Source organism: Salibacterium halotolerans (genome assembly GCF_900115625.1).
Taxonomy (GTDB): domain Bacteria; phylum Bacillota; class Bacilli; order Bacillales; family Marinococcaceae; genus Salibacterium; species Salibacterium halotolerans.
In genome coordinates this window covers 60,824-75,038 of sequence record NZ_FOXD01000001.1, presented here as the reverse complement: position 1 = coordinate 75,038, position 14,215 = coordinate 60,824, and the positions used below count along the sequence as shown (strand labels likewise).

The following is a 14,215-nucleotide window of genomic DNA, read 5'->3' as shown; positions in this document are numbered from 1 at the left end:
CCATCATTGAGATTCGCAGGTCATCTTTACATCATATTTATAAATAGGAACGTGTACTTGTTCAGCTGCCGGGACAAATTGTGGCGGTTGGAATCATTCTAACGGTTGATTTTTCATCCCTTACAGCTGCATGTGACGGTTACACCAATTCTAAAGGTTACTTTTCGCTCCGACGTTCGAAAAAGTAATAATTTGAGCAGAATCCCTATCCTCTAAATCTTAAACTGGTTCACAGAGTTCTGGAGATCTTCGGCCAGGGAGCTTAGGGATTTGGCGGAAGAATCGATTTCTTCACTGGAAGCCGACTGTTCTTCCGATGCCGCCGCCACATTCTGAGTGCGCCCCGCATTATCTCTTGAAATCTGGGCGATGTCCTGGAAGGATTCCGACACCTGCTGAGAACTGGCGGCGATTTCTTCGGAAGTGGCCGCCATCTGTTCAATCTGTTCCGCCACCGATCCGATATAGTTCTGAATTTCTTCAAAACTCTTCTGGGAGCCGTCCGCCAGGGTCAGTCCTTCTTTCACTTCGCTGCTCACCTGTTCAATGGACTTCGTGGAGTTCTCAATGTCGTGCTGGATGTCCTGAATAATATGGGCGATCTGCTGGGAAGAGGACTGGGACTCTTCGGCGAGCTTTCTGACCTCTTCGGCAACAACGGCGAATCCTTTGCCGCTTTCCCCGGCGCGGGCCGCTTCAATCGCTGCATTCAGCGCAAGGAGATTGGTCTGTTCCGCAATGTTGGTGATCACCTGCAGAATATTTTCAATTTCTTTGGAACGCTGATTCAGAGACGTATTGACTTCATTGGAAGATTGAACTGATTCATCAATGGAACGCATCTTGCTCAACGTTTCTCCTACATTTTCTCCCCCGTCTTTGCTCTTTTGCAGAGCAGAAGATGCATTTTCGGAAACAGAGGACGCATTTTCGGCCACATCCTGAACGCCTTTGGATACTTTATCCATTGTCTGCACGCTTTCGTTAATTCGTTCCGTTTGCGATTCGGAGCCGGATGCGACTTCCTGAATGGAATTGGAAGTCTCCTCCGAAGCACGACTCGCTTCTTCCGAGCCGGCCTGCAATTCTTCGGAGGAAGCGCTCACCATTTCCGCGCTCTCTCTCACCTGATACAACAGCCCTTTTAACTGCTCTTTCATGGTATTTACACTTTCAGCGAGACGACCCACTTCATCCCTGGACTTCACCTGTATGTCTTCTCCGGTCAAATCACCACCGGCCACAAGCTGTACCTGCTCACTTACTTTGTGGATCGGCCGGCTGATGGAGCGGGCGATGAACCAGGCCAGTACAATGATAAGGACAGCCGCCGCTGCAATCATAAGCCCGGCCTGCAGCTGAAGAGAATCGGTGACATGAAGCACCGTGCTCATCGGGACGGCGAAATACAACCCGTACTGCGCCATGTCAACCGGTGCGTGGGCGAGCACCTTATCCCGGCTCTGCAGCACTTCCGATCCGATATTCGTTTTTCCTTCTTCCAGACGCTGCCGGTATTCCCGCCCAATATCAGCCTCGTCGAGTGACTGGCCGATCAATGCTTCATTCTGGTGAAGCTGAATCGTGTTGCTGTTGTCGATGAGAATCGGCTGCAGCCCTTCTTTATTCAAAGTGTCTTCTGATAAAAACTGATTAATTAATGCCTGAAAATTTGCCACCGCACTCAGTACGCCAATCACATTGTCCGATTCACCGTATACTGGTGTCGCGAGCACGATAATCCGGTTGCCTGTAGCCTTGGATTCCAGCACATCCGAAATCGCATGTTCTTCTTCCATAGCCTGTTGATAATACTGTCGTTCACTAAGATCCAGCTGACCGATATTGTCTTCTGTCGTATCAGCACGCACGATTCCTTCTGCGTCCGTAAAGACTACATTTTCATAGGACTCATCGCTGTCTTTAAGAATCCTGGCCATCCGCATCTGCCGGTCTTCCTCCGCCGACATGATCTCTTCGGTTTGCGCCATCAGCTGCAGCTGTGACATTCGTTTATCAATCCACTGCTGCATGCTCGCGGCCGTCGTATCCGCCAGCGACTCCAGATTTTCCCTTTCCTTTGCTACTATTTCGTCTGTGCTCGTCTGGTAGATGAAAAAACCGATAACAATCGTCGGTACCAACCCTGTAAGCAGCAGATAAAGCATCAACTTGTTTCTCATCGATCCCCTTATCGTCAACCGGTTCGACCGCCTCTCCTGCTTTTCTTTTTTCACCACTGTTTCTCCCCCTTCAATCAAACTGAATAAAATTTCTATTCATTTTATCGGTGTAAGATTTTAAGATTAAAGAATTATTTATTTGAAAAAAATACCTTTCCGGTGCTGCCCATGATTTTTCGTTAGATAATGTAACAATTTCAACATCCCCTTCTTTCTTTGAGCCGCAACGTGAAGAAAAAGTTTTCCACTTGTCTCAGCCGCCGATGCATCAGTCATAATTCCAACTGATTATGAGGATACTACTGACTGCCTTTTCTTAACATTGTCGAATTATGTCCGATAAAACAAATAATTTAGTATAAAATTGTCTATTGTAACAAGGAAATGAAAATGTCTAAATTGTATGATAAGTCTAACGATGATACTTCATCATGATACTTCATCATTTTATTTTAACTATTCTACAGGGGGGCTATCATGAAAATTCCAGCAAAACTTGCGGGAACAACGGCTTTTGCCTTGATGCTTGCATTAACAGCATGCGGCGGAGGAGGTCAGGAAGAAAACAGCGGCAGTACGTCAGGAGATTCAGGCAGCAGCGGGTATAACGACATCACCATCACATTCAGTCACAACCAGCCCGAAGACAGCCCGGAACACACCGGCGCCGTAGCGTTTAAAGACCACATTGAAGAGGCGACAGACGGCAGCGTGACGGTGGATCTTTATCCGGCTTCGCAGATGGGAAGTCTCCGCGAACAGGTGGAAGGAACACAGCTTGGTGAAATTGACATCACGATGCAGCCATCCGCTGTTGTTACTCCATTTGTCGATGCGGTCAAACTGATCGACCTGCCTTATCTCTGGCCGGCAAGCAATGAAGAGAAATACGAAGTTCTTGATTCCGAGGTCGGAGATGAATTACTCGGCACATTGAATGAAGGTGGTTTCGAAGGACTTGGTTACTGGCCGGGCGGATTCAAACTGTTCACGACAAGCGGAACAGAAATTCACAAACCTTCCGATTTTGAAGGGCTCACCATGAGAACGATGGAGTCTCCCGCACTTATCACACAATATGAAGAGTGGGGCGGCAGTGCCGAACCGGTCGCTTACGCAGAAGTTTACAATGCCCTGCAGCAGGGAGTTGTAGACGGTCAGGAAAACCCGCTTCAAACCATTTATCTAAACGATTTTCATAAAGTCCAGGATTACGTCATCGAAAGTTACCACGGCACGATGACTTATCTTCTGATGGCAAACCAAAGCTGGTTCAATGGACTGAATGAACAGACACAGAACGCCATCCGCGAAGCAGAGGCCGCTGGTGTGCAGGCAGCCCGTGAGGACCTCGCCGCTACCGAAGACGAGTACCGGCAGAACATCAAGGACTCGGAGGCAGAGTATTACAAGCTGACCGAGGAGGAAATCGCGAATTTCCGGGAAGCTTCCCAGTCTATCCATGAGGAAATCGTCCAGGATGAGTCCCAGCAGGAGATTCTCAGCAAACTGAAAGAAAAAATCAACGAAGTGCAGAGCGAATAAGCAGATTCTGCAGAGAACCAGTATGCTGACAGGCTGCTGGTTCTCTGTTCCATGAAGCATGTCTTGAAAGGAGGCTCGTCATGAACGCTTTACAGAAAGGGCTTCGCTCATTTTATAAAACGGAGGAAGCCATTATCGGCCTGCTGATTATCGCCGCGACCGCTGTGTTATTTTTCAATGTGGTGATGCGGTTTGGCTTTAACGCCAATGCCAGCTGGGCGAACGAACTGATTCGGTATATGATGATCTGGATTACATTTATCGGAATGGCTATCTGCTTTCGTAAAGGGATGCATGTCGGTATTGATTTCATTTTGAATTACCTATCCGAACGTGTCACGAAAGCTGTGAGGCTTACTGTTTACCTTCTCTCCATTCTGTTTATGGCTTTTCTTGGGTATTTCGGGTTGGAACTCGTGTTGTTTTCCATGAATACGGGGCAGATCACCCCTTCTCTTGAGATAGCCATTTACTGGGTATACCTGATTATACCGATTGGATGCCTGCTCTCCATTTTTCATCTTGTCACCGTCTCGATTCAGCTTCTGATGAATAAAGAAGAGCCATCCGAGAACAACGTGAACGAAGGAGACTCCCTATGATTACATTACTGATCATTCTTATCATCATCCTGTTATTCATCAGTGCCCCGATTTTTGTGTCACTCGGGCTGGCTTCTTTTGTCAGTGTTTTGCTGCTCAGCAACATAGAACCTATGATTCTTGTCCAACGTATGTTCGCAGGGCTCGACCAGTTTGCTTTAATGGCCCTGCCGTTTTTCATTCTGGCTGCCAATATTATGGAAGGCGGTGGTCTGTCCGACCGGCTTCTCCGCTGGGCGCGCGCACTTGTCGGACACCTGGCCGGAGGTGTCGCTATGACGACCCAGGTATCCAGCATGTTTTTCGGCGCGCTGTCCGGATCGAGTCCGGCTACCGTTGTTGCCATAGGGAAAATCATGTATCCCGAGCTTGTGCGCCGGAAATATGATCCCGCCTTTGCTGCAGGACTGCTCGCGTCTGCAGGATCAATTTCCCTTATTATACCGCCGAGTATCACCTTGATTGTGCTGGCTTCTGTCGTAACGTCCGTGTCCGTCGGCGAATTGTTTACCGCAGGAATCGGCGCGGGGCTGATTTTTGGCATCGTGACAATCGTCTATATTTATTTCTATTCAAAAAAACAGAACCTTCCCCGGGATAAGCGCGCCACATTCAAGGAATTGATCCAGGCAACGGTGAAAGCGTTCTGGGCGCTTTTGATCCCCGTTATCATTCTCGGCGGAATATATGCCGGTATCTTCACCCCGACCGAGGCCGCCGGAATATCTGCGGTATATGCGCTGATTATCAGCATGTTTGTGTACCGGGAAATGACGTGGAAAAAATTCTATCACGTCTGTGTCGAGTCCGCGGTGACATCCGCCCAGGTACTTGTGCTTGTCGCTTCCGCGCAGATCCTCGGCTGGCTGCTTACGAGATCCGGCATTCCGCAGCAGATCGCCGGGTATGTCACGGAACACGTCGGTTCGGTGCTTTTGTTTCTGCTGCTCATCAACATCGCCCTGCTTATTATGGGCATGTTCATGGAGGGAATAGCCGCCATCATTATCGTCGCGCCTCTGATCTTTCCAGCGGCATCGGGCCTCGGAGTGGATCCGGTCCATCTCGGTATTCTGATGATCTGCAACCTGGCCATCGGCATGTATACGCCACCGTTTGGCATCAATATATTCGTCACCCAGACCATCTCTAAATTAAACATGGTGCAGATGATCCCCGGCCTGAAACGTTTTCTGGCCGTGCAGATAGCGGCACTTCTGATTATTACCTATGTTCCGGAATCCGCCCTGTTTCTGCTCCATTTTTTTGACTAAGACATGAATTGGTGGGAGTAAAATGACTATATCGCTGCAGGATGCCATGAAAATAGGAGGACTCCGTGAATGCCGGGTCATTGCCGGCTACCAGGGGCTCGATGCCGAAATCCGGTACGTCACCATAATGGAAGTCCCTGATATTGTCCGCTGGCTCAAAGGCAGAGAGCTGATGCTCACCAGCCTGTATCCGATCAAGGATGACCCGGAGGCCCAGAAGCAGCTGATTAAACAGCTTTACGAAAAAGGAACATCCGCGCTTGCGATCAAGCCGAACCGTTTCGTCGAAGATATCCCCCTGCCGATTCTCGAGGAAGCCGAAAAATACGGATTTCCGATCATAGAAATACCAGAGCCCGTCAGTTATCTCGATATTCTGTCTCCGGTCATGAATACGATTTTTGACCAGAAAGTTGTTCTTCAGGAAGATCTGGAGGAAGCTTACCGTCTGTTAAACGAAGTGTCTCTGAATGAACCGGGAATTCAATCTCTGATTGATATTTTGACGCATCTGACAAAGCATCATATTGCCATTGAAAGTCTCGTCTCTTTCGTTGACACCCCCCTGTTAAACAGTCCGTTTCACGATTTCAAGCATCAGCAGATCGAGGAGCTTGAGCATGTGCAGCGGCCGATCCGGCTGAAACGCAGACACAAAGAAGCAGGAGCGGTCAGCTGTATCACCGCCCCGATTATCGTGGACGGAACGCTGTACGGCGCCATTTCCAGCTGGGACGACACTCACGATCACATCGAGGCGGATCTCGCCATTCTCGAGCGCGCCTCCTCTGTTCTGGCTCTGGAGTTCATGCGCCGGAAAGTCCGCTATGAAGTCGAACTGCAGTATAAGAGTGATTTTTTCCGGGCGTTGTTTAAAGGGAGCACCTCCCACACAAAAGATCTGGAAGAAAAAGCGCGGGGCTACAATATTCTTCCGGAACGGTGCTACATGTGCTGTGCGGTTTATTTTGAACAGGCGGATACGACAGGTGCGTTTTTGACCGATCATATGACAAAGCTTGAAATGATCATTCATCACATCGAACCGCACGCCGTTGTGGGCATGATGCATCACGTGCTGTACATCCTGTATCCAACGAAAGGCAAAGGAGAGGAACGGGCACTAATCGATATTAACCGTTTCATCCGCGAATTTGAGAAAATGTTTGCGAAGACGCCGTTCGCCGGAGTGGGAAGAGTGAGCAGCAGCAGCTTCAGCGAACTGCAGGAAACGTTTGAGCAGGCCGAAACCGCTTTGTCGATCAGCCGCACTCTCCACCTGCAGGACAGCCGACCGGTTCATTATGATGAACTCGGCGTGTACCGCCTTCTCGCACAGGTAAGCGAAGAAGAGGAGCTGACAAGGTTTTACCGTGAAACCGCCGGCCTTCTAGCCGAATACGATGATAAGCACAATCTTGAACTCATCCGCAGTGTAGAAGAATATTTTTACCACAACGAATCCGTATCAGCCGCGGCCGACAGTCTGTACATTCACGTCAACACCCTGAAGTACAGACTACAGAAAGTCAAAACATTAACCGGCTGGAGCCTTCAGGATTCCGAAGGGAAATTGATGATTCAGCTCGGACTGAAGATCGGGCACTACATCCATCATGGTTATCGATGACAATGAAAAAGCAGTCCGCATTATGTCCCTGCAGCCGAGGAAACCCAAACCGTCAGAATATTAAAATGTAGATAAAGACAATGACACGGGTTTTTCACAGCAGTTAAGATATCGATTCTTATAAGAAGAGGTGGACATGATGAGTTTGGAACGTATCGATGAGTGGCTGGAACAGGTGAATAATATCGGAAAAACATCCGCTCCCGGCCTGTATCGTCTCGCGTATACAAGAGAAGAACAGGATGCGCTGGATGTCTTCCGCGGACTCTGTGAAAAAGAAGGAATGACTGTGCGCGATGATGCGGCCGGCAACCTTATCGCCCGCCGGGAAGGAACAGCCGACTTCCCCGCAGTCGCCCTCGGATCTCATCTGGATACCGTTTACGCAGGCGGACAGTATGACGGTACACTCGGTGTTCTGGCCGGTCTGGAAGTCATACACCGCCTGAATCAAAAAAACTTACGCACCACGCACCCTGTTGAAGTTATTGTATTCCGGGCTGAAGAATCTTCCCGGTTCGGCACCGCCACAATCGGCAGTAAGCTGATGAGCGGAAAAGCGGATCTTTCGAAACTCGCGGCTCTGAAAGATAAAGATGGAATCCCTTTTCCGGAAGCTGTGGAACGGGCAGGTTTTTCATTTGAAAAACTTGCTGATGCCAGACGCCCGCAGTCTGACATCAAAACGTTCATGGAACTGCATATAGAGCAGGGTCCGGTGCTTGAAAGCAAGCAGCTGCCAGTCGGTATTGTCACTGGTATCGCCGCGCCGCTGCGGCTGCGGGTGCATGTCAAAGGCCAGGCATCCCACTCCGGCACAACCAGCATGGATATGCGCAGAGATGCATTGACCGGCGCTTCTGCATTGATTCTCGATCTCGAAGCCGGCGCCCGGAAAGAAAAAGACAACCATACGGTCGCAACTGTCGGCAGTATTGAAGCTTCCCCCGGAGCCATGAATGTCATTCCGGGACAGTGCCGCTTCGACGTCGATATACGAAGTACCGACACCGCTTCACGGGAACGGGTCTACCGGCAGTTTCTGCAGACGGCAGGGCTGCTGGAGCAAACACGCGGTCTTTCTGTTCAAATCGAGACACTCGCCGAAGAACAACCGGTGCCGCTTTCTTCCCAGGTCCAGAACGGGTTGAAAGAGATATGTTCGAATTTGAACCTGACACCGGTTTGGATGCCGAGCGGCGCCGGACACGACGTGATGAACATGGCTGAACAATGGCCTTCGGGTCTTCTTTTTGTCCCGTCTGTCAATGGACTGAGCCATCATCCGGATGAATTTACCTCTCTGGCTCATACGGTGGAGGCGGTGGACGTTCTGGAACACGCGGTTCACATTGAAGCAGACGCAGGACGTTCTAAAAATCATATGGAGGTGAGATCATGATGAAACAGCACCTCCTGCCCATTCTTACCAATGTGCAGGTATCCGAGCGTTACTGGCATATGACCATTGATACGTCGAATATGAACGAGCGTATCGAACCCGGCCAGTTTTTTCATATTCGCTGCTCCGACAACGCATTCCCGTTTCTGCGGAGGCCTTTCAGTATTTACCGCATCAACCGGGAAGAAGATACGATCGAATTTTTGTATCTCGTCAAAGGCGAAGGTACGAAGGATTTAACAAAAAAGAAGCCCGGGGAGACGGCCGACCTTCTCGGTCCGCTCGGATACGGCTTTAAATTGGATCCAGGTTTTGATGAGATTCTTCTCACCGCGCGCGGTGTGGGCATAGCCACACTGGCAGCACTTGCCCAGGAAGCCGGGCGGAAAGGCGTACGTTGTACCGCGATTCTAAGCGCCCGTTCCAAAAATGATCTTCTCGCGGCGGAAACCCTTCAGGATTTCGGAGCCGAAGTGCATCACGTGACCGAAGAAGAAGAAACGAGCGGTGTGGAATCGGTGGAATCGCAGATGCGCGATATTATCGAACGAAAAGACGTGAACGCGCTGTATACGTGCGGATCGCGCCGGCTGTCCCGGCTGAACCAACGACTTGCCGCCGAATACGGACTGCCCGGTGAAATTGCACTCGAAGAGCAGATGGGCTGCGCGATGGGAGCCTGTTTCGCCTGCGTCTGCGATTTGGAGGAAGAAGGAAAGCACCGCTCTGTACGGGTCTGTCTGGAAGGACCGGTCTTTCCACTGGAAAAGGTAGTGATTTCATGATTGCACAACGTAAAATGGGCATATCCATCGGATCCCTCACCCTGCCGAACCCTGTGATGCCGGCTTCCGGTGCGTTCGGACCGGAAATGCATGAAGCACTCGATTTCAACCAAATCGGCGCTATCGTGCCAAAAAGCATCACGAAACATCCGCAGCCGGGCAATGATACACCGAGGGTATGCGAAACCTACGCCGGCATGATTAATTCCATAGGTATTCAGTCCAAAGGGCTGGACGCTTACCTTGCCAAAACCATCCCGGAGTTTTCCGCCTATGACGTTCCGCTGATTTCAAGCATTTCGGCGGAATCGATCGATGAATTTGTCGAGATGTCTGATGTTCTCGGTAATCACCCGGATATTGACGCGCTTGAGCTGAATATTTCCTGCCCGAACCTGAAAGGCGACGGGCATGCTTTCGGCATGGATGCGGACGTGACGTATGAGCTGATGCAGCGGGTCCGGAAGGTAACGGATATCCCGCTGATCGCTAAACTCACCCCGAACGTGACAAGCATTCAGGAGATTGCGAAAGCAGCGGATGCAGGCGGCGCCGATGCGCTCACCGTCGCCAATACGATGCTGGCGATGGCCATAGATACGGAATCGAGGAAGCCGATGGTCGGTAATGTCATGGGGGGACTCTCTGGTCCGGCGGTGAAGCCGATTATGGTGCGTATGATTTATCAAACCGCCCAGGTGACCGATCTTCCGATTATCGGCTGCGGCGGTGTGATGAACGGAAATGACGCCATCGAGATGATCATCGCCGGCGCTTCCGCCGTACAGGTCGGCACCGCAAGCTTTATTACCCCTACCGCTCTGACGGATGTTATTGAAGAGATACGTGAGTATATGGACCGCCATGATATCATGGATATTAACGATCTCACGGGGACCGTGGAGATTTAGAAAGAGACAGCTTCCTTATGTGAAAGCAGCGTGGGGAGCCTGTATTCTTTTTCCATTCCGATCAAGAAAGGATGATGCATGTTGGCATGGCAGCAGCGTATTAAAAATGGAACGATTGTGACAGGAAAAGAGACGTACCAGGCGGATATTTATGTGGAGGATGGCCGTATTGCAGCCATTACGACCGAAGAACTGCCGGGAGATGTGGAAGAAGATATTGATGCCGCAGGCAAATACGTGTTTTCCGGGTTTATGGATACGCATATTCATTCCCGTGATCCGGGTCCCACGCACAAGGAAGATTTCACGCATTCCACCAGAGCCGCAGCAGCCGGCGGGCTCACAACTGTATTTGAAATGCCGAACACGACGCCGCCTGTTAATGATGCCGAGCACTTTGACAGTCAGCATGAGCACCTCGGTTCCCAGGCGAACGTCGATTTTGGACTGTGGGGCATCTGTCTCGGCCACCTGAACGAAGAACACATCCCGGACCTGCACGATAAAGGAGTCATCGGATTTAAATTCTTTTGGGGCTATGCTGTACACGCCGAAACCTTTCAGCTGATGTACAACTACAAACCCGGCATGGAAAACGTCATCCCGCCGTTTCATGACGGAGAGGTATACAAAATGATGGAAAACGTTGCGAAGACCGGCCAGGTGTTTGCGGTACACGCGGAAAATAATGATCTCATCCAGACGCTCACCTCCCGGGTGGAAGAACGCGGCGGCTCCACGTACGAAGATCTGCTCGAAGGCCGTCCGGCGCTCGCCGAAGTATTGACCGTTCAAACCGGGATCGAAATGGCAAAAGCCACTGGCGTCCGCTTTCACGTACTCCACGTCAGTGCCGGCGAGTCCGTCCGCCTGATACGCAAAGCCCAGCAGGAAGGACTGCCGGTCACGGTCGAAACGTGCCCGCACTTCCTCTTTTTATCAGCCGAGGACTTCGATCGGGTCGGTCCGAAAATGAAGGTGTACCCCCCGGTAAAGCATAAAATCGATCAGGACGAGATCTGGCGCGGGATTGCCGACGGTACCATTTCGCACGTGTGTTCCGACCACGCGCCGCATACGCAGGACGAAAAAGACGGCAGCCTCTGGTCGATACCGGCCGGCATGTGCGGCATCGAAACCCTTGCCCCGCTCATGCTGAACGCTGTAAGTGAAGGACGGCTTTCCCTGCAGCGCGCCGCCCAGCTTCTCTCTGAGAATCCAGCCCGCCTGTTCGGCATCGCTCCGCAGAAAGGGACGATGCAGCCCGGATCGGATGCGGACTTTACGATTGTGGATATGGACAAAGAAGGCACCATCGACCAAAACAAGCTCCACAGCAAAAGCAAAGTAACGGCCTATCACGGTTTTGACATTAAAGGATGGCCGGTCCAGACAATCGTCCGCGGCCGTACGGTCATGAAAGACGGCGATATGGTGTCAGAGGGGCACGGTACACTGATTCAACCTTCGAGCACTGGGCAGACAGTCTATGGAACATCGTAATCCAACGTCCGAATTGATTCAGAACCACCGCTCCATACGCCGTTTCAAGGCGGATCCGGTGCCGGATGAGATGCTCGAGAACATCATACGGTCTGCCCAGTGGGCACCGACGTCTCATAATGTGCAGGCGTATACGATTATTTCCGTCACGGACCCGGATGTCCGCAGCAGTCTGGAACAATGGTGCGGGCCGCAGCATTACGTCGGCTCCGCCCCTGTCTTTCTCGTTTTCACCGCGGACTTTCACAAACATGACATCATCAGCAGAGAGCAGGGAACGGCTTTTGAAATGGCAGAATCCGAAAATGTACTTGTCGGCGCAGTCGATGCCGCCTTAGCTGCCCAGAACGCTTTTATTACCGCCAAGTCATACAGGCTCGGCGGCGTCATGATCGGAGGAATCCGCAACCGCCCGTACGATGTCGCCCGGCTTCTTGAGCTTCCGACGTATACCTTTCCTGTCATGGGAATGTGTCTCGGTTTTCCGGAGCATCTGCCTGGACAGAAACCAAGGTTCCCGCTCTCCGGCGTCCGGCATGAAAATAAGTACGAGGAACAGCGGATCCGGGGCGCGCTGCCGGTGTTTGAAACATCAACCCGTGATTATTACGAAAACCGCCCGTCCAACCCGAAATTCGAAAGCTGGGCGGAGCAGATGGCGACTTACCTCGCCGCGCCGCGCCGCCCGCAGATGACGGCGTTTCTGAAAGACCAGGGATTCACTCTAAAATAAAGGAGAATGCAGCATGACCGGACCCATCACCTTCACCGCAGCAGGAGACTGCTTTATTACTAGAAGACTCCCGGAGAAAGCATCGCAGGCGCTGGCGTTGCAGCGCTTCCTGATGCAGGCGGACGTCCGTTTTGCCAACCTCGAAGTTACCACCCACAACCGGGAAGGTATTCCTTCTCCTGTCAGCGGCGGAACGTGGGCGATGGCTGAACCCGGCGTGCTCGATGATCTCTCCTTTTATGGGTTTAACATGTTAAACGGCGCGACCAATCATGCGCTCGATTATCTGTACGGCGGGCTGCACGCCACCGAAGAACATGTAAAAAACCGGGACTTCGTCTATGCCGGTACAGGGGCGAACCTCGCCGATGCCTCTGCCCCTTCCTATCTCGAGACACCGAATGGAAGAGTGGCTCTGATTGCCTGCACGTCCACGTTTTTTGATTTCTGGGCGGCAGGAGATCAGGGCCGGGACATGGCAGGGCGTCCCGGCGTGAACCCGGTGCGCGTTCAGACGGTGCACCGCGTGAGCCGGGAAGATATGGATGCGCTCCAGCGGGTGGCACAGAAGACGGATGTGAACGCCGACACGAACCTGGCGGTCAAAGAAGGATTTCTGCCGCCGCAAGATGATAAACGGCTGAAGGTCGGAAACCTCTCGTTTGAAGAAGGCTCCCCTTCCGGAACATACCGCTCGCCGCATCCTGCGGATAAAGACCGCCTGCTCCGGAAAGTGAAAGAAGCCAGACGGCAGGCCGATGTTGTGCTTGTCAGCATTCACTCCCACGAGATGGACGGCGAAGACAAAGCAGCTCCCGCCGATTTTCACAAAGACCTGGCCCATTCGCTCGTGGATGCGGGAGCCGACAGCATTATCAGCCACGGCCCCCATATTCTCCGGGGCATTGAACTGTACCAGGGCAGGCCGATCTTTTACAGTCTCGGCAACTTTATTTTTCAAAATGACAGTGTCACACATCTTCCGCCGGATTTCTTTGAAAAATATTCGCTCGATGACAAGGCGGGAATTGCAGACGCCCTCGATATCCGCAGCGACTATGGCCGCAAGGGGCTCGGCGTGAATCCGGAAGTCTGGCGTTCGGTGGTGCCGTACTGGGAAATGGAAAACGGGGAGCTGACAAAACTGACCCTTCACCCGATTGAACTAGGATTTCACCTGCCCCGTTACCGGAAAGGCTGGCCCGCCTTTTCCGAAGACCGGAGCACCCTGGAGCACCTCCGGAATCTGTCCGCCCCGTTTGGCACGACGATAACCATCAATAAAAACGGAGCCGGAGAAGCACAGGTATAACCCTGCTTCCCCGGCTTTTTTTGTTACAGCTCCTGTTTTAAATCAAGTTCTTCCACGAATTCATCGTAATCTATACCAATAATACCGCAGTACCGTTTCACGCTTTCGAAAAAATCGAAATTCTCGTCTACCGGCTTGTCACGGTTTTCAGAATAATACAACAACAATTCATATAACTCCTTGAACGCCTGCGCTTTCGTCATCTGTTCACTCATCGGGCTTCCTCCTTCCGTGAATAAAAAAATCCTGATCTACTGTGTGCCCCTCTCTATCCCCTGGTATGAGAGAGGTGGAAAAAAGGATAGAGGGTATAGTATAACACAGAGATCAGGATC

12 protein-coding genes are annotated in these 14,215 nt (G+C 51.4%); 10 read left to right on the top strand and 2 right to left on the bottom strand.

All coding sequences use genetic code 11. The features are described 5' to 3' along the window. Positions 1-212: 212 nt before the first annotated feature. Positions 213-2,240: a methyl-accepting chemotaxis protein gene (locus BM124_RS00305; RefSeq protein ID WP_093334654.1), complete on the bottom strand. Its 2,028-nt coding sequence runs from the start codon at positions 2,238-2,240 to the stop codon at positions 213-215. Positions 2,241-2,660: 420 nt separating this feature from the next. Here BM124_RS00305 and BM124_RS00300 point away from each other — a divergent pair, with 420 nt between their 5' ends. The 10 genes from BM124_RS00300 (at position 2,661) to BM124_RS00255 (ending at position 13,880) form a co-directional block, all read left to right on the top strand. After that, positions 2,661-3,728: a TRAP transporter substrate-binding protein gene (locus BM124_RS00300; protein ID WP_244504177.1), complete on the top strand. Its 1,068-nt coding sequence runs from the start codon at positions 2,661-2,663 to the stop codon at positions 3,726-3,728. An 80-nt stretch (positions 3,729-3,808) separates the two neighbouring features. Next, positions 3,809-4,330, top strand: a complete 522-nt coding sequence (locus BM124_RS00295; protein WP_093334653.1) for a TRAP transporter small permease — start codon at positions 3,809-3,811, stop codon at positions 4,328-4,330. After that, positions 4,327-5,604, top strand: coding sequence for a TRAP transporter large permease (locus BM124_RS00290; protein WP_093334652.1), 1,278 nt, complete (start codon positions 4,327-4,329; stop codon positions 5,602-5,604). The genes BM124_RS00295 and BM124_RS00290 overlap by 4 nt, the downstream gene beginning before the upstream one ends. 22 nt (positions 5,605-5,626) lie before the next feature. After that, positions 5,627-7,234, top strand: coding sequence for a PucR family transcriptional regulator (locus BM124_RS00285; protein ID WP_093334651.1), 1,608 nt, complete (start codon positions 5,627-5,629; stop codon positions 7,232-7,234). A gap of 136 nt (positions 7,235-7,370) precedes the next feature. Further along, positions 7,371-8,636, top strand: coding sequence for a Zn-dependent hydrolase (locus BM124_RS00280; protein WP_093334650.1), 1,266 nt, complete (start codon positions 7,371-7,373; stop codon positions 8,634-8,636). Beyond that, positions 8,633-9,421, top strand: coding sequence for a dihydroorotate dehydrogenase electron transfer subunit (locus BM124_RS00275; RefSeq protein WP_244504176.1), 789 nt, complete (start codon positions 8,633-8,635; stop codon positions 9,419-9,421). Before BM124_RS00280 ends, BM124_RS00275 begins: the two co-directional genes overlap by 4 nt. After that, positions 9,418-10,332, top strand: coding sequence for a dihydroorotate dehydrogenase (locus BM124_RS00270; RefSeq protein ID WP_093334649.1), 915 nt, complete (start codon positions 9,418-9,420; stop codon positions 10,330-10,332). Before BM124_RS00275 ends, BM124_RS00270 begins: the two co-directional genes overlap by 4 nt. Positions 10,333-10,410: 78 nt before the next feature. After that, entirely contained in the window at positions 10,411-11,835 is a 1,425-nt protein-coding gene (gene allB / locus BM124_RS00265) for an allantoinase AllB (RefSeq protein ID WP_093334648.1), read from the top strand. Then, the gene (gene nfsA, locus BM124_RS00260; protein WP_093334647.1) at positions 11,822-12,568 is read left to right on the top strand and encodes an oxygen-insensitive NADPH nitroreductase; all 747 of its coding nucleotides are present in this window, start codon (positions 11,822-11,824) and stop codon (positions 12,566-12,568) included. The genes allB and nfsA overlap by 14 nt, the downstream gene beginning before the upstream one ends. Positions 12,569-12,581: 13 nt before the next feature. Next, on the top strand, positions 12,582-13,880 hold the full coding sequence (locus BM124_RS00255; protein WP_093334646.1) for a CapA family protein: 1,299 nt from the start codon (positions 12,582-12,584) through the stop codon (positions 13,878-13,880). Positions 13,881-13,903: 23 nt separating this feature from the next. On the opposite strand, the gene BM124_RS00250 is transcribed toward BM124_RS00255, so the two are convergent. Beyond that, positions 13,904-14,095 carry a hypothetical protein gene (locus BM124_RS00250; protein ID WP_093334645.1) on the bottom strand — a complete coding sequence of 64 codons (192 nt, stop codon included), beginning with the start codon at positions 14,093-14,095 and terminating at the stop codon, positions 13,904-13,906. Positions 14,096-14,215 lie beyond the last annotated feature (120 nt).